At 39.5% G+C, this 19,107-nt stretch carries 22 protein-coding genes; 3 read left to right on the forward strand and 19 right to left on the reverse strand.

Annotated features, from left to right (window positions below; all coding sequences use genetic code 11):
- Window positions 1-12 precede the first annotated feature (12 nt).
- The 6 genes from KUI_RS07755 to rpsJ all read right to left on the reverse strand — a co-directional run bounded on the left by KUI_RS07755 (window position 13) and on the right by rpsJ (window position 4,315).
- The gene (locus KUI_RS07755) at window positions 13-672 is read right to left on the reverse strand and encodes a methionine ABC transporter permease (protein ID WP_013521751.1); all 660 of its coding nucleotides are present in this window, start codon (window positions 670-672) and stop codon (window positions 13-15) included.
- The gene (locus KUI_RS07760; protein WP_013521752.1) at window positions 669-1,757 is read right to left on the reverse strand and encodes a methionine ABC transporter ATP-binding protein; all 1,089 of its coding nucleotides are present in this window, start codon (window positions 1,755-1,757) and stop codon (window positions 669-671) included. Before KUI_RS07760 ends, KUI_RS07755 begins: the two co-directional genes overlap by 4 nt.
- A 160-nt stretch (window positions 1,758-1,917) precedes the next feature.
- Entirely contained in the window at window positions 1,918-2,952 is a 1,035-nt protein-coding gene (locus tag KUI_RS07765; protein WP_014840657.1) for a hypothetical protein, read from the reverse strand.
- Complete coding sequence (locus KUI_RS07770) at window positions 2,953-3,144, reverse strand: hypothetical protein (RefSeq protein ID WP_013521754.1); 192 nt, start codon at window positions 3,142-3,144, stop codon at window positions 2,953-2,955. It lies immediately after the preceding gene.
- 361 nt (window positions 3,145-3,505) lie between these two features.
- Complete coding sequence (locus KUI_RS07775; RefSeq protein ID WP_013521756.1) at window positions 3,506-3,841, reverse strand: peptidoglycan-binding domain-containing protein; 336 nt, start codon at window positions 3,839-3,841, stop codon at window positions 3,506-3,508.
- 162 nt (window positions 3,842-4,003) lie between these two features.
- Entirely contained in the window at window positions 4,004-4,315 is a 312-nt protein-coding gene (gene rpsJ / locus KUI_RS07780) for a 30S ribosomal protein S10 (RefSeq protein WP_013521757.1), read from the reverse strand.
- Between the two features lie 161 nt (window positions 4,316-4,476).
- Between rpsJ and KUI_RS07785 the strand changes: the two genes are divergently transcribed.
- Window positions 4,477-6,312 carry an ABC transporter ATP-binding protein gene (locus tag KUI_RS07785; RefSeq protein ID WP_013521758.1) on the forward strand — a complete coding sequence of 612 codons (1,836 nt, stop codon included), beginning with the start codon at window positions 4,477-4,479 and terminating at the stop codon, window positions 6,310-6,312.
- Here KUI_RS07785 and KUI_RS08220 read toward each other — a convergent pair.
- The 11 genes from KUI_RS08220 to KUI_RS07835 form a co-directional block, all read right to left on the reverse strand.
- Window positions 6,266-6,511: a type II toxin-antitoxin system RelB/DinJ family antitoxin gene (locus tag KUI_RS08220; protein ID WP_013521759.1), complete on the reverse strand. Its 246-nt coding sequence runs from the start codon at window positions 6,509-6,511 to the stop codon at window positions 6,266-6,268. The two genes, KUI_RS07785 and KUI_RS08220, sit on opposite strands and share 47 nt — an antisense overlap.
- 189 nt (window positions 6,512-6,700) lie before the next feature.
- Window positions 6,701-7,891 (reverse strand): elongation factor Tu, encoded by a 1,191-nt coding sequence (gene tuf, locus KUI_RS07790; protein WP_013521790.1) that lies wholly within the window; start codon window positions 7,889-7,891, stop codon window positions 6,701-6,703.
- An 89-nt stretch (window positions 7,892-7,980) separates the two neighbouring features.
- Window positions 7,981-10,086, reverse strand: a complete 2,106-nt coding sequence (gene fusA, locus KUI_RS07795) for an elongation factor G (RefSeq protein ID WP_013521761.1) — start codon at window positions 10,084-10,086, stop codon at window positions 7,981-7,983.
- A gap of 18 nt (window positions 10,087-10,104) precedes the next feature.
- Window positions 10,105-10,575 carry a 30S ribosomal protein S7 gene (rpsG, locus tag KUI_RS07800; RefSeq protein ID WP_013521762.1) on the reverse strand — a complete coding sequence of 157 codons (471 nt, stop codon included), beginning with the start codon at window positions 10,573-10,575 and terminating at the stop codon, window positions 10,105-10,107.
- 167 nt (window positions 10,576-10,742) lie between these two features.
- Window positions 10,743-11,117: a 30S ribosomal protein S12 gene (gene rpsL / locus KUI_RS07805; RefSeq protein ID WP_014840658.1), complete on the reverse strand. Its 375-nt coding sequence runs from the start codon at window positions 11,115-11,117 to the stop codon at window positions 10,743-10,745.
- Window positions 11,118-11,308: 191 nt separating this feature from the next.
- Window positions 11,309-12,649 carry a hypothetical protein gene (locus KUI_RS07810; RefSeq protein ID WP_014840659.1) on the reverse strand — a complete coding sequence of 447 codons (1,341 nt, stop codon included), beginning with the start codon at window positions 12,647-12,649 and terminating at the stop codon, window positions 11,309-11,311.
- Window positions 12,646-13,080 (reverse strand): hypothetical protein, encoded by a 435-nt coding sequence (locus tag KUI_RS07815; RefSeq protein WP_014840660.1) that lies wholly within the window; start codon window positions 13,078-13,080, stop codon window positions 12,646-12,648. The genes KUI_RS07810 and KUI_RS07815 overlap by 4 nt, the downstream gene beginning before the upstream one ends.
- Window positions 13,081-13,146: 66 nt before the next feature.
- Entirely contained in the window at window positions 13,147-13,527 is a 381-nt protein-coding gene (locus KUI_RS07820) for a hypothetical protein (RefSeq protein WP_014840661.1), read from the reverse strand.
- Between the two features lie 148 nt (window positions 13,528-13,675).
- Window positions 13,676-14,509: an HpcH/HpaI aldolase/citrate lyase family protein gene (locus KUI_RS07825; protein WP_014840662.1), complete on the reverse strand. Its 834-nt coding sequence runs from the start codon at window positions 14,507-14,509 to the stop codon at window positions 13,676-13,678.
- Entirely contained in the window at window positions 14,509-15,702 is a 1,194-nt protein-coding gene (locus tag KUI_RS07830; protein WP_014840663.1) for a CaiB/BaiF CoA transferase family protein, read from the reverse strand. The genes KUI_RS07825 and KUI_RS07830 overlap by 1 nt, the downstream gene beginning before the upstream one ends.
- Window positions 15,689-16,534, reverse strand: a complete 846-nt coding sequence (locus tag KUI_RS07835; protein ID WP_013521768.1) for an HTD2 family dehydratase — start codon at window positions 16,532-16,534, stop codon at window positions 15,689-15,691. The genes KUI_RS07830 and KUI_RS07835 overlap by 14 nt, the downstream gene beginning before the upstream one ends.
- 109 nt (window positions 16,535-16,643) lie before the next feature.
- On the opposite strand from KUI_RS07835, the gene KUI_RS07840 reads away from it, so the two are divergent.
- Both KUI_RS07840 and KUI_RS08270 read left to right on the forward strand, forming a co-directional pair.
- Complete coding sequence (locus KUI_RS07840) at window positions 16,644-17,780, forward strand: acyl-CoA dehydrogenase family protein (RefSeq protein WP_014840664.1); 1,137 nt, start codon at window positions 16,644-16,646, stop codon at window positions 17,778-17,780.
- Between the two features lie 38 nt (window positions 17,781-17,818).
- The gene (locus KUI_RS08270) at window positions 17,819-18,094 is read left to right on the forward strand and encodes a hypothetical protein (protein ID WP_167536009.1); all 276 of its coding nucleotides are present in this window, start codon (window positions 17,819-17,821) and stop codon (window positions 18,092-18,094) included.
- Here KUI_RS08270 and KUI_RS07850 read toward each other — a convergent pair.
- A complete protein-coding gene (locus KUI_RS07850; RefSeq protein WP_014840666.1) occupies window positions 18,068-18,826 on the reverse strand; it encodes an MvaI/BcnI family restriction endonuclease in 759 nt (252 codons plus the stop codon). The genes KUI_RS08270 and KUI_RS07850 overlap by 27 nt on opposite strands.
- Window positions 18,826-19,053 carry a helix-turn-helix domain-containing protein gene (locus KUI_RS07855; protein ID WP_014840667.1) on the reverse strand — a complete coding sequence of 76 codons (228 nt, stop codon included), beginning with the start codon at window positions 19,051-19,053 and terminating at the stop codon, window positions 18,826-18,828. The genes KUI_RS07850 and KUI_RS07855 overlap by 1 nt, the downstream gene beginning before the upstream one ends.
- Window positions 19,054-19,107: the final 54 nt, after the last annotated feature.

Below are 19,107 nucleotides of genomic sequence, written 5' to 3' on the forward strand. Positions count from 1 at the left end.
AAATTCTCCAAATTATTTTCTACTTAATTTATTTACAAAGTGATCTCCTAACATCTGAACACCTTGAACTAGTAAAACTAAAATCACTACAGTTACTATCATCACATCCATTTGATATCGCTGGTACCCGAAACGTATCGCAATATCACCGAGCCCGCCGCCACCGATTACACCTGACATTGCAGAATAACCGATTAGAGAAATTGCAGTTACTGTAATCGCTGCCAAAATCCCTGTCCAGGCTTCGGGCAAGAGCGACATTCGTACTGTCTGCAATGTGGTTGCACCCATCGATTTCGCAGCTTCGCTTATGCCTGGGTCGAGCTCACGTAGGGCGTTTTCTACAAGGCGTGCAAAGAACGGCACGGCACATACAACTAATGGAACTACTGCACCTGCAACGCCCAGTGCACTTCCAACCACAAAGCGTGTAAACGGGATAAGCACAACAAGCAAAATAATAAACGGTACAGACCTAAAAATATTAACAATCAAGGAAAGAACTTGATACACAGGCTTATTTTCTAGGAGTTGCTTTTCTGAGCTTAGGAACAAATAAACTCCAAGGGGCAAGCCTAATAATATCGTGAATAGAAGCGACCATCCCGTCATAAGCAATGTATCAATGGTAGCTTCAAGGATCATGTCCCAATCGATTTCAGACCAATTCATGATTTCAATACCTCCACATCAACATTACGTTTTTCGAAAAATTGTTTTAATTGTGTAATTGAGTTTTGCGATAGGCCGTGAGAGACCTCATTTAATGTAGCTTGCGACTCACTTGTGTTATTTTGTGGGTTTTTTGGCCTAGCCTGTCCTTCTGAAACAGTAATCACCATCTGACCAAACGGTGTATCTTTAATAAACCCAACCGACCCTTGTAAGATACTGAACTCTAGATTTAGTTGCGACACTAGATGGCTCAACAATGGCTCTACCGCCGTCTTTCCGTGATATGTAAGTCTAATCACAGTATCGTGAATGTCAGAATCGAATTGTTGCCAACTTTCATTATCCACACCGCTCTCAGAAAGCAACGCCTTCGTAGTCTCATGTTGCGGGTGCAAAAATACATTTACTACATCACCCTGCTCCACAATCAAGCCCTTATCGATAACCGCCACCTCATCGCACAAATTGCGCACAACATCCATACTATGCGTAATAAGTACGATAGTGATGCCCAGTTCTTTATTAATTTTATTTAGCAATGCAAGAATCGACTTTGTAGTCTCAGGATCGAGTGCACTAGTCGCCTCATCACAGAGCAAAATCTCTGGCTGCGTTGCCAATGCTCTCGCAATCCCTACGCGCTGCTTCTGCCCGCCCGACAACTGTGACGGGTATTTGTGCACATGCTCTTCCAGCCCCACTAATTTAAGCAAGTGATTCGCCCTTTCAATAGCCTGCGATTTCGGAGTGCCTGCTATTTTGAGCGGATACAGCACATTGTTAAGCACGGTCTGCGAAGAAAGTAAATTAAAGTGCTGAAACACCATGCCAATTTTTTGACGCAGTTTTCTGAGCTGGCTATCGGAAGCATTAGTGTAGTCTTGACCATTAATCAATACACGACCCTCGGTTGGCTTCTCTAGCAGATTAATCATACGGATAAGGGTACTTTTTCCCGCACCCGAGCGTCCAATAATCCCGAAAACCTGCCCACGCTTGATTGTGAGATCAACGCCCTGCAATGCGTGGAGTGCTTTCTCTTTCGTGTGAAATGATTTTTTTATTCCTCTTAGTTCAATCACTTTTCGATGACCTTTTGTTTTTGTATGTGTTTATATTAATAGATTGAGGTTAATAAAAAACCTTATGTTTATAACTATTGGTTATAAAACAAAACGATGCCTGCACGGGCTCTCGTTATATTTGTTGGGTTGGCAATGCTTCTGTTTTCCGCACTTTACGTCAGTCACGCGGAATATAAGAATCAGTCAGTCCCACTTTAGGATACACCAATTTCATTATAGATAATAGTTTTACGCGTAACCACACGTTAGAGGACAGTTCAAGTTGCAGTTGGCAATGATCATGATCTTGATCTGAAGTACATTCGTTAGCTTCCGCCCACTTAGTCAAGGTTTCTGCATAATCAAAATGTTCAGATTGGAAATCGTATTCATTTAGGATTTTGATAAACCCAATCATCTCATAGTTCAATTTTCTAAGATGTTGGTTATACCCTTGAATATCTTGAGATTCCCACTCTTCATACTCCTTCGGATTTTGCCTTACTATATTTAAAATTTCATCTAAGGAATTTTCAACAGAAATTTTATCGATGAGGGCATTATTTCCAAAGAATTCAAGCTCTAAACTAGAGAAGGAGATTTGCTTAAAAATTTTCTTATTTGCTTCTATTAGCAAATTTTGAATTAGATCCAAACATGCGGTTTCTGCTACACATAGTTGATCGCTTAGCTTCTCAAATCCAGTCCAGATCTTTGAGAAAATTTTCTCAAGGTCATGTGATTTGAACTCACTGTGGGTATTTATTCTTTCAGCCACAATTGGCAACGAGTATACTATTAACTTTTTTATGATTGGTAGTGCGATGTTATTTGGTGCTGCAATGCCATCAGAGGTTTTGCGATTTTTGAGAATTTGAGCAAAGCTATTTTCTAAATCTAAATGGCACAATGTTTGTTCAAGATGATAGCCATTTTTATTTGACTCCTGACCTGATGAATGGATGGTCATTAAATCACAAATATTTTTTGAAAGCTCATCCCACTCTTTGTATATTGTTGCCTGGTGATGGTTATTTAATTTTTGTAGATATTTATGATTGTTTTGATGAATGTTATCTAGCTCTGAGTCCAAGCATTCCAGTGAACTTTCTATGGGTTGTAAGTCGTAGCAATATTCAGTAGGCTCAGCCAAAACGGGCTTTGGTACTAGTCCGAAACTCAGCAATATAGCCACGTGTGATAGAAATTTCATTTAAGGCTCCGCCCTGAGAAATGGAATTCTTTTTCTGTTCTTTTCGTACCGCTTAATCTTTGGTAAACCTTCTAAGTAATTTGCAAATTTAGATTCACTAAAATTAACTTTTATAAGTTTAATTATGTCTTCCTCACTCAAGACACCTTGATATCTCATATCAACTAACAAAGTACGAACTTTTTTACTCAAATGGTTCCATGTATAAATTTTCGGAATATCTTTTTTTGATATGCTTGTAACACAGCCTTATCAAAAAAATTTATGGTTTTCTTCTCAATATTTTGATGAGCAATCTTGAATAAATTTATCTGTTATTCATGGCTAATTTCGCCAACTAAAATTCTATTCTTTTTAACGAAACTTCGGGCTACTCCCCCTATAAACTTCACTCCATTACTAATTATTTGTGCTTATGCTAGAGGTATTCCTGAATTGTTTAAATCGGTTAATAAGTCCTGTCTTTCCCGTTCCCCTAAATCATAACCTCTGCCAATCGTAACTCCAGAATTTGTGTATTCAGGGGAGTGAAGTATTCTAGAAAAATAAGGGCTCAAATAAAAATCATTTCCTCAGAATCAAACGTCAATTGACCAATGTCTACTCTCAGAGGACCATGAGAATAATGAGTAGGAATGAATACCCCCAAAGGAAGACTCTCTACCATTTTTTTAAATGTCGAACTTTGATTACTTACAATTTTTTCATTATAGATTCCGTTATTTTTTTGAAATTCTAGTAAAAGTTCTTGTGTTTTAATACCAAATACACCATCTACTGTTAAATTTTCATTTAGTATTTCATTAAGAATGATTTGAACCATTCCCACATCCATGTAAAAATTGGTAGCATCTACTCCAACAGTTTTTCTAAGTTTAATAACCCTCATATTCCTCTCCATTTAACTATGGGTTATCTTAATCAACATTATTTACATTAAAATAATAATAAAAAACGAGTGCTTTGTGGGCACTCGTTTATTTGTAATTTGAGGGTGGCAATATTATCGTGACTATCATTTAGCTCACATACCGCCAATTAATACAGCTTCTTACTGAAGTGCAATCTCCACATTCACGCCTGCTGGTAGATCAAGGCGCATCAATGCATCTACAGTTTTATCTGTAGGGTCAACGATATCCATAAGTCTTTGATGTGTGCGGATTTCGAACTGGTCACGCGAAGTTTTGTTTACGTGAGGAGAACGAAGCACGTCATAACGCTTGATACGAGTAGGAAGAGGTACAGGACCGTGAACTACAGCACCTGTGCGTTTTGCTGTATCAACGATTTCAGCCGCAGATTGGTCGATAAGTTTATAGTCAAACGCTTTTAAGCGAATGCGAATTTTTTGGTTTTTCATTTATTGTTTTACCTTAAAAGAACGTAAAAAAGAACAATTTCAAAAGAACAGAATTTGATATTGTAAGATAATTTGTAAGGCTCTGTAAAGAGATATAATGTAAAATCTAAGAAAACATTGCCACTGACTTAAAAATTACAACACCCAAAAAGTACAATTTAATGAACAAAATTTTTGAATGGTTCGAGAGCCTCATAAATCCATATCCTCCTGAGGAGCCAGAGCTTCAAAAGGGTGGGCTCTTCGCTTTTATATGGCATAACACAAAGGGTATGCACTTGGCATTGCTTGCGTTATTGGTGTTGTCTGTCATCATAAGCGTCCTCGAGGCGATGATGTTTCAATTTACGGGTCTTATCGTCGATTGGATGAGCCATATCCCTGTGGGCGAACTATGGCAGGAAAAATCTTCAGAGCTGATTTGGATGCTTGTGGCGATGCTTATCTTCGGTGTCACTACTGTCTGTGCCGAGTTACTGGAGGATCAGGCGTTTGCTGGGGCTTTTCCGATGCGATTGCGTTGGAATTTTCATCGGATTATGCTCGGAAAAAGCTACTCATTCTATCAAAACGAATTTGCTGGTCGCCTTTCTGCGAAGGTGCTACAGACGGCTTTAGCAGTACGTGAAACTGTGATGGAATCTATTAATATCGTCGTCTACGCTTTGGTACTTGGTGTATCGGCGGTCGTTTTGTTATCGCAATTTAATGCTTATCTGATATTGCCATTTGTGGTGTGGTTTGCCCTTTATTTTGTGGCTGGTTATTACTTCATTCCAAAACTTGCTAAGTATTCGCAAATGCAAGCCGATGCGAGAAGCATGATGACAGGGCGTATTACAGATGCATACGCTAATATTCAGACGGTCAAACTTTTCTCTCACACCTCACATGAAGTTGGATACGCACAGGAGGCAATGGACGAGTTTTTAGTTACTGTTCATAAGCAAATGCGTATTATTACTCTAATGCGGATGAGCATAAACTGGCTGTTTATTGCTTTGCTGATTGCAACTTTTGGTTTGAGTTTTCATTTGTGGGCTAAGGGGGCTCTAACTATAGGTGGACTGGCTGCGGCTTCTGCCTTTGTGTTTCGCTTATATGGCTTGTCTCACTGGATTATGTTTTCGTTTGCAAGGTTCTTGGAAAATATCGGGACCGCCCAAGATGGCATGAGGACCTTACGTACGCCCGTAACTGTTCAGGATCGTGCAGATGCTGGTGATTTGGTTGCGGATCGCGGAGACATCGAATTTGTGGATGTCGATTTTTCATATGACCGTGACAAGCCATTGTTTGAAGATTTTAATTTGCATATTAAGCCAGGCGAGAAGGTTGGTCTAGTTGGTAGAAGCGGTGCGGGAAAATCGACTTTGACGAATTTATTGTTACGTTTCTTCGATATTCAGGATGGACGGATTCTTATTGATGGGCAGGATATACGTGATGTTACGCAACATAGTCTTCGTTCACAAATCGGGTTGGTTACGCAAGATACATCGCTGTTGCATCGCTCTGTGCGTGAGAATATTATGTATGGTTGCGACAAGTCAAGCGAGAATGAGGTTTTGGCTGCTATCGAAAAGGCTTCGGCGAGCGATTTTATTGCCACATTGCGTGATATGAAGGGACGCAAAGGATTAGATGCATATGTTGGTGAACGTGGAGTTAAGTTATCAGGAGGTCAACGCCAACGCATTGCCATAGCACGAGTTTTACTGAAAGATGCACCTATACTGATTCTGGACGAAGCCACGAGTGCTCTTGACTCTGAGGTGGAGGCCGTGATACAGGAAAATCTGAATCGACTGATGGAAGGCAAAACTGTGATTGCGATTGCTCATAGGCTTTCTACGATTGCTGCTATGGATCGGCTGATTGTGATGGATGGTGGACGAATCGTAGAGGAAGGCACTCATCAGGAGCTACTGGAGCGAGGCGGGATTTATGCTAATCTGTGGAATCGTCAGAGAGGTGGCTTTTTGGATTTGGATTAGATTGTGGCTCGGGCGGGCTAGAACTGGGGGCGTTAGAACATAATGAAAATATAACCTCACGCCATTCCAAAGTTGATAACTCCAAAAGAGCTCGCCTCACAACTCGATTTGCAAAAAGCTTAAAAGCCTGTGCCACAGTTAATCCATATTCTTTTAAAACCTGTGCTAAAGCTTCCCTAGCTTCAGAATCAAAACTCATAAAAATTATTACTCATTTTTTTCACCTTAAAATAATAATGAACTAAAAAGCATTCATAACGATTAAATAAAGTTTTGTGAATCACATCAAAAATAAGCTGTATAAAATAACACAATAAAAAAGGGTCTCATAAGAGACCCTTCTAGCTATGTACATAGCGAGCACCTCTCGGCACTCAATATTCAACTATTACTTAGTGATTTTAGCAACGACACCAGCACCGACTGTACGACCACCTTCACGGATAGCGAAGCGAAGACCTTCCTCCATCGCGATTGGGCTGATTAACTCAACGTCCATCGATACGTTATCGCCTGGTAGCACCATCTCTTTATCTGCTGGCAATGTAATCGCTCCTGTCACATCTGTTGTACGGAAGTAAAACTGCGGACGGTATCCTTGGAAAAATGGTGTGTGACGTCCACCTTCTTCTTTAGATAGAATATACACCTCTGCTGAGAAGTTAGTGTGTGGCTTGATTGTACCTGGCTTAGCCAATACTTGACCACGCTCTACATCCTCACGCTTAGTACCACGAAGTAGCAATCCTACGTTATCCCCTGCTTGACCTTCATCAAGTAGCTTACGGAACATCTCTACACCTGTACATGTAGTCTTCGCTGTCTCACGAATACCTACAATCTCAATCTCTTCGCCTACTTTAATAACACCACGCTCAATACGACCTGTAACCACTGTACCACGACCTGAAATTGAGAACACGTCCTCTACTGGCATCAAGAACGTACCATCTACTGCACGCTCTGGAGTTGGAATGTATGTATCCAAAGCTTCTGCTAATTTTAATATAGCCTCTTTTCCTAATGGACCCTCATCTCCCTCTAGAGCTAACTTAGCTGATCCCTTAATTATCGGTGTGTCATCACCTGGGAAATCATACTTAGATAAAAGCTCACGAACTTCCATCTCTACTAACTCTAATAGCTCCTCATCATCTACCATATCCGCTTTATTTAAGAATACGATAATGTAAGGTACGCCTACTTGACGTGATAGTAGAATGTGTTCACGTGTCTGTGGCATAGGACCGTCTGCTGCTGAGCATACCAATATAGCTCCATCCATCTGTGCAGCACCTGTAATCATGTTTTTTACATAGTCAGCGTGCCCTGGGCAGTCTACGTGTGCATAGTGACGTGTAGCTGTCTCATACTCTACGTGGGCTGTATTAATAGTAATACCACGTGCACGCTCCTCAGGGGCCGCATCAATTGCTGAATAGTCTTTCGCTTCACCACCGTACATCTTTGACAATACAGTCGTAATCGCTGCTGTCAATGTTGTTTTTCCGTGGTCTACGTGACCGATTGTACCTACGTTTACGTGCGGTTTGGTACGTTCAAACTTCTCTTTAGCCATATTAAATAAATTCCAAAATTAAAATTATAAAAATTTAAAAAAACAAAATTTTAAATATAAATCGTTACAAAATTACGAATAAGCAAAGCTTATTTCGCACGTGAACTAATCACTTCCTCAGCTACATTTTTAGGAGCTTCAGCATAATGCTTAAATTCCATAGTGTAAGTAGCACGCCCTTGTGTTAGTGAACGAAGGTTAGTTGCATAACCGAACATTTCAGCTAGAGGAACTTCTGCTTTAATTGATTTGCCACCACCTGCCATATCGTCCATACCTTGAACCATACCACGACGAGAAGATAGGTCTCCCATCACAGTACCTGCATAGTCTTCTGGAGTTTCAACTTCAACTGCCATCATAGGTTCTAGAAGAACTGGAGATGCACGACGCATACCCTCTTTGAAAGCCATAGAAGCAGCCATACGGAATGCGTTTTCGTTTGAGTCCACGTCATGGTAAGAACCGAATGTCAATGTAACTTTAACGTCTACTACTGGATAACCAGCAACTACACCAGAAGATAGAGTTTCTTGAATACCTTTATCTACCGCAGGGATATATTCACGAGGAACTACACCACCTTTAATTTCATCAACGAATTCGTAACCTTCACCACCAGGTTCCATAGGTTCTAGTTTTAAAACTACATGACCATATTGACCGCGACCACCTGATTGTTTAACAAATTTACCTTCAACGTCAGTAACTGTTTTACGTATAGTTTCACGATAAGCAACTTGAGGTTTACCTACGTTAGCTTCAACGTTAAACTCACGTTTCATACGATCAACAAGAATCTCTAAGTGAAGCTCACCCATACCAGAGATAATTGTTTGACCAGATTCCTCATCCGAGCGAACACGGAATGAAGGGTCTTCCTGAGCTAAACGTGAAAGAGCTAAACCCATTTTTTCTTGGTCAGCTTTAGATTTAGGTTCTACCGCTTGAGAAATAACTGGTTCTGGGAATTCCATACGTTCAAGAACGATAGGAGAAGAAACATCACATAGAGTTTCACCAGTTGTAACCTCCTTAAGACCAACAACCGCGGCAATGTCACCTGCAAGGACTTCTTTTATCTCTTCACGATTGTTTGCGTGCATCTGAAGGATACGACCAATGCGCTCTTTTTTGTTTTTAACTGAGTTAAGTACAGTATCACCAGAATTTAAAACACCAGAATATACACGGATAAATGTAAGTTGACCTACGAATGGGTCAGTCATAAGTTTAAATGCAAGAGCAGAGAATTTCTCTTTGTCGTCTGCTTTACGCTCAGCTTTATTTCCGTCTGCATCTTCACCTTGAACTGGAGGGATATCAACTGGAGATGGCAAGAAATCAAGCACTGCATCAAGCATGCGTTGTACACCTTTATTTTTGAAGGCTGTACCACAAAGCATAGGTTGAATTTCGCAGGCTATAGTTCTTGTGCGTAGAGCCTTAATAATATCTTCTTCAGAAAGATCACCTTCCTCAAGATATTTATCCATAAGTTCTTCGCTACTTTCAGCAGCTGACTCAACCATTTTTTCACGCCACTCTTTAGCTGAAGCTTCTAACTCAGATGGGATATCAATGTAATCAAATTTTGTACCTTGGCTTGCTTCATCCCAAATAATTGCTTTCATTTTAATTAGGTCAACAACACCTGAGAATGTATCCTCTGCACCAATAGGGATTACGATAGGTACTGGATTTGCGTTTAAACGTGCTTTTAATTGATCGTAAACTTTAAAGAAATTTGCACCTGTACGGTCCATTTTGTTTACGAACGCTAAACGTGGCACATTGTATTTATTAGCTTGACGCCACACTGTTTCGGATTGTGGTTGAACACCACCCACTGCACAATAAACCATGCAAGCACCATCAAGAACACGCATAGAACGCTCAACCTCAATTGTGAAGTCAACGTGTCCCGGAGTATCAATAATATTAATACGGTGTTCAGGGTAGTTACCGCCCATACCACGCCAGAAAGCAGTAGTTGCCGCTGAAGTAATAGTAATACCACGCTCTTGCTCTTGTTCCATCCAGTCCATGGTAGCTGCACCGTCATGAACCTCACCGATTTTGTGATTTACACCAGTGTAGAACAAGATACGTTCTGTAGTTGTAGTTTTACCAGCATCGATGTGAGCTGAAATACCGATATTACGGTAGCGATTGATTGGGGTTTTACGAGCCATTTGAAATAGGTCCTATGATTACCAGCGGAAATGTGAGAATGCTTTGTTAGCTTCTGCCATACGGTGGGTGTCTTCGCGTTTTTTCATAGCGGCACCACGACCTTCAGAAGCATCAATTAGTTCACCTGCTAAGCGAAGGTCCATAGATTTCTCACCGCGTTTCTTAGCAGCTTCACGCACCCAACGCATTGCAAGAGCTAGGCGACGAACTGGACGAACTTCTACAGGTACTTGATAGTTAGCGCCACCTACACGACGGCTTTTAACTTCAACGATTGGTTTTACATTATTAATAGCAGTATTAAAAACTTCTAGTGGCTCTTTACCTGTTTTTGATTGAATTTGATCAAGAGCACCATATACGATACGCTCTGCAACGGCTTTTTTACCGGAAAGCATAACAACGTTCATAAATTTAGCTAGTTCTACGCTTCCGAATTTTGGATCAGGTAGAATTTCGCGTTTTGGGACTTCGCGACGACGAGGCATAATTAAAATTCCTTTTTTGTGTCAATTTCAGTTGAACCACTTTCGTGGCCATGGTTGCCTAATAACAAGGACAACCCCTTACATACCGCAGAAAATTTCACGCAGCTGCGGCTGCACTATAAAATGCACTATGATACAGAGCAAATATGAACTAAATAAGTAAATGATTACTTTTTAGGTTTTTTAGCACCATATTTAGAGCGAGCTTGTTTGCGGTCTTTAACGCCTTGAAGGTCAAGAGCACCACGAACAATGTGATAACGTACACCTGGCAAGTCTTTAACACGACCACCACGGATTAGAACAACACTGTGCTCCTGAAGGTTGTGACCTTCACCGCCGATGTATGAAATTACTTCATAGCCATTAGTAAGACGAACTTTAGCCACCTTACGCATAGCAGAGTTTGGTTTTCTTGGAGTAGTGGTATACACACGAGTACATACACCGCGACGTTGTGGGCAGTTTTCAAGAGCTGGGCTCTTACTTTTCATAACGGCAGTTTCACGTGGTTTACGCACTAACTGATTGATAGTAGGCATGCTTATCCTTTAAATATTGTTATTAATCTTTAAATAAAGACGGCCCTTTAAAATTTAAGGACCTACTCATTCATGAGTAAATAGGTATAAAAAAACATACTAGTAAAATTTACTAGTAAGCCCACTAAATTAACACGTATTTGGCAATGAGTCAATAATTAAAGGGCAGATTTTGTACTAAAAACAAACAGTTAAGGATTTATTAGCTCTTCTAGACCTAAATTATGAAATGCCTTATATGTGGTGGCAATGAATAAGTAATCCATCCAGTTTTTAATAACACCCTCTATTAGTAATTTGCAATTGGAAGAATTTGGATCACACACATATTCTCTAGTTTCTGATATTGAATCTAGAATTTGATGCATCTTTGCATCTAAGTTAGAAAAATTATCTCTTTCATTAATGGAAAGTGCCTTTAGATTTAGTTCTATAAGACTTGTTTCATAAGACAATTTTTCCCTTAATGAATTTAATCTTTTGAGATAACCTGGGTCTTGTGAATGACTTTTGTCAGAAAACTCATCCAAAATAATTTTTGAATGATATGACATTAGGTAATGACATGTCGCACCCAATGTATCCTTTTGGTTATGCCCATTATAAATTTCGGCTAACAAAAGGCAGATCTCATTGCCAAATAAATTATTTTTTTCGATTATTGTTTCTACGACTTTTTGCTCATCTTTATTATGAGTGGCAATAAATTCAGTTAAGTTTTTATCTAAGACTTCTTTAATTTTCGAATTACTATCTTCTACGCAATTTTGAAAGTCCACTGCACCAGAATTTGCCTTGCAATTACTCTCATCCAAAAATATGAGAGCATTCTCGTAAGGCGAGCCAATAATATCTGGAACTTGAAACTCAACAAAAACCGAAGAAATGTAATGATCCAAAATAATATCAACATAAGATTCCAACATGGTCAGATATGAATCTAAACATTCGCCTGTTTTTTCGTTATGTGCACAGATAGTATTTTCAAGCTCATTGAAACTAGAAAGCACCTCATCAAATTGTTTTTCTTTGCTTTCAGATTGTGAATAATGGGCAACCAAATTTAGATACTTCTTCAAAATGGCAATTTTTATTTGTAACTTTTGTGAATAAACAAGTTCTTTTGATAATTGATTTTGAGTTTTCTCTAAGTAGGTTAGATTTTCTACGAATCTATAATTAAGTTCGTACAAGCAAGTAATAAAATTCAGATCAAATTCTAAGTCTTTTATTTCGATCTCATCCAAATATGGCACTGCGAGTTCGCACCCCCTCTTACTAAACCCTCTCCAATACTTTTTTATATTGCCTTTCGTGGTCTCTGTTAACTTAGTGTACTGGATTTTTTGGTCTCTAATTTTCTCAATACTCTTTAAATTAGTGGCAAAGCAATCGTCTACTTCACCTTTCCAATAGAATTTAGTACAAACATTTTCAACTTCACTGATATTGGGTATTTCGTGAGCTGCGATGCCTTTCAGTGAAATTGTGAGTAAACAAAATATGGTGGCAATGATGTTTTTCAGTGTCATGGCGATTGTGATAAGAGACCTAGTTTTGGCAATAGCATTCTCTTAGTCATAAAATACACATTCCTTAGCCAGTCGTTGTGATACTTTTGCCATGCTAATTGTCTTCGTTCATTAAATGATTTTGTTGATATTTTATTCCACAAGATTATTGCCTGTTTGAAAGCGGAATAATTAAAATCGGGTTCAATACGCATATTTGTTTTACCAAGTGTTTCGTAATTGATATCAATCATACTTAGAAAAAATATAGTTTTTGCTTGCTCATATTCAATTGCATTTTTGTATTCATTTTTTGTGATTAAGTACTCATTAAACTTCTTTGTGCTAAAGCCCTCTATATAAGCAGAAGTATCAGAAAATTTCACGGTTTTGTTCTTTTCATAAATTTCAGAAATGCTATCAATAAATTCGTTTCTAAATTTTGTATACAACGCCCTTAAGTTTTGATTAAACGATAATTTGCTACTTTTCAAGCAACTAGCATTTTTACTAAATTTTCAAAGGGTCTCATATGAGCGGTTCCATTTAACAATAAGCTCACTGAACAGTTTTTGAATTTTATCTTTAGTGTAGGATGTATACAATCCCAATTCTATGCCTAGGATTGGTATGTATGAATTTAGGGTACTAATTAAATATTCATTAATAAATTCACCGTTATGATTTTCTAAATCACGAGCTGGCGAATAGCTATTATCTAATGAACTTATGAGTCCCGCATAAAGGCTATAAAGACTGCTACTTTTCTCTACGATATACAAATTAACTGACGACTCTTGTTCTGCAGTTGACATGCTGTACAACTCGCAAGAGTTACTTTTATAAGCGTCCCAATTCTCTACAGCTTGTAAGAAATTTTCCTTTTCGGTATCTGGCAATGAATAAGTAATCCATCCAGTTTTTAATATCCTGTAAAACTATAGCTGAGACTGAATTATTGAAAATAAAAAGAAAGAAAAAATAGAATTCTTAACATTTAATTTTATTTGGCTAAAGGTGAATTTAAAATAATTTTTATACCCCAAATCAGAGACCCAATATCCTCTTAGCCCTCTCTATAACTGGCTTATCAACCATCTGCCCGTCTAGACTAAAAGCTGACTCGCCGTGCACTACCACAGCATCCATCACAGACTGTGCCCATGCGAGCAATTCTGGATCTACGGCAAACACATCTTTTACAACCCCAACTTGCTTCGGATGAATGCACAAGCCACCAGCGAAGCCCATGCCTTTAGCAAATTTCAAACGAGACGCATAACCATCTACGTTTTTGTAATCGGAGTATACAGAAGCTAATGGACCTTGAATACCCGCACAGCTACTTGCTATTGCAAGGTCGGCGTAAATCTGCTTCATTAAAAATTCAAGCCCCGCATCTATCTTCACGTCAGAGCCAGTAACAGGTAACCCCATCGAAATTCCAAGATCGAGCTCGCCGATGGACATAGCCAACGTGCCAGAACTACTTGCAATTTCACGCAAAGCCACCAGCCCACGAGCAGTTTCTATCAAAGTAATCACACGTAAACCTGTCCGCTCATAAATAGCGTGCACCTGATCGGCGGTCTCTACTTTAGGTAACATCACACAAAATAGTTTAAACTTAAACTTTTCGCATAACGCCAAATCTTCCTCATGCCATTGAGTGTCATCGCTATTCAAACGCACGCATAGGTTCTGCTCCGAATCAGTTACTAGATAATCAGCCAAAGCATCACGTGCCGTAGCCTTATCCAAGGGACCGACGGCATCTTCCAAATCGACAATTACAATATCCGCACCCGTCGCAACAGCCTTTGAAATTCTATCTGTGCGGGTCGCAGGCACAAACAGTCCGCTTCTTATAATCGCACCCATCAGATAACACCCTTAGATTTCATTTCGCTAATACGATCGCTTGCAAATCCAAGCTCCTCCAAAATTGCTTCCGAGTGCTGCCCTAAATCAGGTACAGGATCCATGCGGTATTCGAACTTATCATTAACTCCTGGTGGCAATGGTGCCGCAACCTCACCCACAGGTGTATTCACCATTCTCCAACGATTGCGAGCTTTTAGTTGCTCGTGTTCCCATACGTCATGCATATCGTTCACAGAGGCATTTGCGATTCCGCATTTATCAAGGCGTTCTATAAGCTCATCCTTGCTCATAGCAATCAATTTGCCCTTTATCCTTATATCAAGGTCTTCGCGATTTTTCTGACGCAGATTATTTGAAGCATATCTCTCATCGTAAGCCATATCAGGCTCCTCGATAACTTCCTCGCAAAACCTCACCCACTCACGTTGGTTCTGCAGACCGAGCATCACAGTTTGATCATCTGCAACTTGAAATGGACCATATGGATAAATTGTCGCATGATGAGCACCAGCACGTGCAGGCGGTTCAGCTCCATCAAACGCATAATACAAAGGAAAGCCCATCATCTCAACCATAGTCTCAAGCATGGACATATCGATATGAGAGCCCTCTCCAATTCGATCACGAAGCATTAAAGCTGCCAAAATGTTTGAGTATGCAAAGAAACCTGTGCTTGAATCCGCTATAGAAACTCCTGCTTTAGTCATTTCATCAGGCGTGCCAGTAACTGATAAAAATCCGCTCTCACTTTGTACAAGCAAATCATAAGCCTTTTTCTGCTCATATGGACCACCTATCCCATACCCAGAAATATCACAGCAAATCAATCGAGGGTAACGATTACGCAACTGATCATACGATAGACCAAGTCGCCCTATTGCCCCTGGTGCTAAATTCTGCACTAACACGTCCACTTTTGGGAGCAAGCATTCAAGCACCTCTTGAGCCTCTTGGGATTTTAAATCCAATGTTAGACTTTCTTTTGAGCGATTAATCCACGTAAAGTGAGAGGACATACCCCTAATGCGATCGTCATAGCCACGTGCAAAGTCACCCACTCCAGGACGTTCAACTTTAATAACGCGAGCCCCCATATCTGCAAGCAATCGCGTACAAAACGGTGCCGCAACCGCATGCTCAAAACTAAGAACCAATACCCCATCCAAGGGGCGAATATTACCTTGATTCATAAGTAATCATGCCCTCATGCGCAAGAATCCCGTCCTGTTCGGCCCAACACACAGACGTAGCAGAGCCTCCTTCTGTAGGCAAATCAAAATCCCCACCTACCCTATAAGGAATATTGCAAATAATTGGACGCACACCCCTGTATTTATACCTAGTTACACGCACCTCAGGGTGTGCCTGCTCAAAGCCCTGAACAACAAAAGTTGCTGTTAAAGGTCCATGTACTACTAAATCAGGGTATCCTTCTTCCTTCGTAGCATATGGCACATCATAATGAATTCGATGACTATTCGCAGTGACAGCTGAATATCTAAATAACATAGTTGGAGTTGGCAATATTTCCGTACTCCATGCCCCCTTGCCCGTATGCTCCTTTCCGTAAAGCTTAGGAGGAGTTGGTTCGCGATAAACAATATTTTGTAGCTCTCTAACAGCCACTTCACCATCCTGCACCACCTCATGTTCAACGCTGACAAAAGTCAGCTTCCCCGTAGTACCTTCTTTAAACTTAATATCTGATACACGCGATTTACGAGTCGCCTCTTTTCCGACAATTAAAGGCTTCAGAAATTCAACATCTCCTCCCGCCCACATGCGATTCGTACCCTCAAGCGGGGGCAAAAATCCGCCCGTTATTTCGTGACCGTCCTTTCGAGTATTTGCATATGGTGCCATTTCATTAAAAAAACACCAATGCCATAAGTATGGCAATGCCCCTCCCTCCTCAGGCACGTCAACATCCAAAGCCCTTGCTATTTTATGAACATGAACTGAATCTAAGATTTGGGTGACGGAGGAGGTATTGCCCACCCAAGAAGAAAAATCTTCTTTCATTATCGATTTCCATACTTTATTTCAACAGATAGAATATGTAACATAATGGAATTTCTGTCAATTAGTAAAGGAACGTATTTTGAACTCCCATACACCTGAAAATTCGTATATGGATATACGCGAGGGCATCCGTGATTTGATGTCAAATTTTTCGGCGGATTATTTTCGTCGTGTGGATGAGGAGAGAGGTTATCCTGAAGAGTTTGTGGACACTCTAACTCAAGCTGGATGGCTTGCCGCCTTGATTCCAGAAAAGTATGGTGGATCTGGGTTATCACTTACAGAAGCTACTGTAATCATGGAAGAGATAAACAGATGTGGCGGAAATTCTGGTGCAGTTCATGGTCAAATGTATAACATGGGCACATTGCTCAGACATGGGTCAGAGGAGCAAAAGCATTTATATCTTCCAAAGATTGCAAGTGGAGAGTTGCGTTTGCAGTCCATGGGCGTGACTGAGCCTACAACTGGAACCGATACGACCAAAATTAAAACTACAGCTGTTCGTAAAGGCGACCGATATATCGTGAATGGGCAGAAGGTTTGGATTTCCCGTGTTCAGCATAGCGATTTGATGATATTGCTAGCACGCACCACACCAATTGAACAGTGCGAAAAAAAGTCGCACGGCATGTCTATTTTTCTAGTAGATATTAAGGAGGCAATGTCCTCTGGAATGACTGTACAACCAATTCCTAATATGGTTAATCACGAGACCAATGAACTCTTTTTCGATAATCTTGAAATTCCTGCGGAGAATTTAATAGGCGAAGAAGGCATGGGGTTTAAATACATTCTCGATGGACTTAATGCAGAACGTACATTGATTGCTGCGGAATGTATTGGCGACGGATATTGGTTTATCGATAAAGTTTCTTCTTATGTTAAGGAACGTGAAGTTTTCGGTCGACCTATTGGACAAAATCAAGGTGTACAGTTTCCCATTGCCAAAGCATATATTAATATCGAAGCTGCAAGCTTAATGCGCTATGAAGCTAGTCGCCTATTCGATGCACATAAACCGATGGGAGCTCAAGCGAATATGGCCAAACTTCTTGCTGCGGATGCATCTTGGGAAGCGGCGAACTGTTGCCTACAATTTCACGGTGGATTTGGCTTTGCAAATGAGTATGATGTTGAGCGTAAATTCCGCGAAACTCGTCTATATCAAGTAGCTCCAATATCAACTAATTTAATTTATTCTTATATCGCTGAACACGTATTGGGATTGCCACGAAGCTTTTAGTAATATGTAATTTTGAATTAATGCACTTCGAGGATAGTGTGAAACATAGACACCTAAATCATAAAAATTTTACCTTAGTCGCTATCGATGACATCATTAGCCGAGGAAATAGGTACTATTGGCGTGACTTGTTGTACAAGATGTCACAAAATCACGAAGTTATAATTCCTAAGATTCTAAAGGTCTGCGAACCTAAAATCGTGGACCATTACGCACAAAGATATATTCTGTGGTACACATATGCAAAAGCAAAAAGAGAAGAATTTTCAAATAAATCAAAAGATCTTCTAAATGATGTCCCATTTATCGTATAGCTTTTCAAGCTTACTTGAAGATATCCTAAAACCCGTTCCATGGTCATGATATTTAAAAGCGGCTTTGCCGTTAAGATCCGCACCAATTCTAAAATCAACTTGGATATGACCATCTCTTAGAGCGTTAATGAATTTGTTAAAACTAAAATCAAAATAGCATTTGAAATTAGTGTAATTAATTAATTCTAATCCATCGGAATTCTGTTTAATGTCAGCTGTACATAACACAAGATTAGTAAGTTTTTTTTCTGTGCTTTTTTTAAGTGACTCAATGGACCATTCAGCTTCTTTTAATTTTTCTCCAGTAGCTGTATCCTCAACCTCTACGTTTATGAATTGAGGATTAGCAAAATCATCAAAACTTAATGAGAATAAATATTTTCCATGTATTAAAGACGGGGTATTCATATATAGAGAGCAATATAAACGTGATATTCCATCATTAGAATCTATGCGGTTATATTTATTAAATAACTTTCTGTTACCTCTCCTAGCTGTTGCTTTACTAAACAAAGAAACTACACTTGAAGTATTGGACCGACGGGCCTTAATTTCAAAATCTAAAAAATCTGGTAATGATAAATTGTTTTCTTTTATACCTAATAGGTCTTCTAGAGTGTTACCGATTGAGCCATGTATATTAGAGGGCCTGGTATTTTCAACCCACCCTAAATTTTTAATTTCTCTTAATTTCCGTACTAATTCTGGGTAACTTTTTGGTGCTGATTTCATTAAATTGACTCCTCAGGTAAAAGTAATCTAGGACTTACATGAAGAAACTTTGAAACCTTATTAATATGATCTAAATTATATTTAGCATTATGATTTGGGCTTTCAATGCGGCCTATAAACCCTGCTGATACACCAATTCCTTGAGCTAAGGCTAATTGAGAAATATTTTTTTCTTTTCTCAATGTTTTAATTTTTTCAATTACATATAAATCAAAAGCTGACTTCAATTCATTCTCCAATGGTGATAAGGTTAAAATGATTTGATAAATCTTCACTTACCT

The sequence above is a fragment of the Taylorella equigenitalis ATCC 35865 genome (assembly GCF_000276685.1).
GTDB classification, from domain to species: domain Bacteria; phylum Pseudomonadota; class Gammaproteobacteria; order Burkholderiales; family Burkholderiaceae_B; genus Taylorella; species Taylorella equigenitalis.

Bases quoted from the DNA above. Each gene is read 5' to 3' on its own strand.
- rpsL (WP_014840658.1), bottom strand. From the start codon at position 11,117: ATGCCTACTATCAATCAGTTAGTGCGTAAACCACGTGAAACTGCCGTT.
- rpsJ (WP_013521757.1), bottom strand. From the start codon at position 4,315: ATGAAAAACCAAAAAATTCGCATTCGCTTAAAAGCGTTTGACTATAAA.
- KUI_RS07755 (WP_013521751.1), bottom strand. From the start codon at position 672: ATGAATTGGTCTGAAATCGATTGGGACATGATCCTTGAAGCTACCATT.
- KUI_RS07825 (WP_014840662.1), bottom strand. From the start codon at position 14,509: ATGGGTGCGATTATAAGAAGCGGACTGTTTGTGCCTGCGACCCGCACA.
- KUI_RS07835 (WP_013521768.1), bottom strand. From the start codon at position 16,534: ATGAAAGAAGATTTTTCTTCTTGGGTGGGCAATACCTCCTCCGTCACC.
- KUI_RS07775 (WP_013521756.1), bottom strand. From the start codon at position 3,841: ATGAGGGTTATTAAACTTAGAAAAACTGTTGGAGTAGATGCTACCAAT.
- KUI_RS07765 (WP_014840657.1), bottom strand. From the start codon at position 2,952: ATGAAATTTCTATCACACGTGGCTATATTGCTGAGTTTCGGACTAGTA.
- KUI_RS07830 (WP_014840663.1), bottom strand. From the start codon at position 15,702: ATGAATCAAGGTAATATTCGCCCCTTGGATGGGGTATTGGTTCTTAGT.
- KUI_RS07840 (WP_014840664.1), top strand. From the start codon at position 16,644: ATGGATATACGCGAGGGCATCCGTGATTTGATGTCAAATTTTTCGGCG.
- fusA (WP_013521761.1), bottom strand. From the start codon at position 10,086: ATGGCTCGTAAAACCCCAATCAATCGCTACCGTAATATCGGTATTTCA.
- KUI_RS07785 (WP_013521758.1), top strand. From the start codon at position 4,477: ATGAACAAAATTTTTGAATGGTTCGAGAGCCTCATAAATCCATATCCT.
- KUI_RS08220 (WP_013521759.1), bottom strand. From the start codon at position 6,511: ATGAGTTTTGATTCTGAAGCTAGGGAAGCTTTAGCACAGGTTTTAAAA.
- tuf (WP_013521790.1), bottom strand. From the start codon at position 7,891: ATGGCTAAAGAGAAGTTTGAACGTACCAAACCGCACGTAAACGTAGGT.
- KUI_RS07810 (WP_014840659.1), bottom strand. From the start codon at position 12,649: ATGACACTGAAAAACATCATTGCCACCATATTTTGTTTACTCACAATT.
- KUI_RS07850 (WP_014840666.1), bottom strand. From the start codon at position 18,826: ATGAAATCAGCACCAAAAAGTTACCCAGAATTAGTACGGAAATTAAGA.
- rpsG (WP_013521762.1), bottom strand. From the start codon at position 10,575: ATGCCTCGTCGTCGCGAAGTCCCAAAACGCGAAATTCTACCTGATCCA.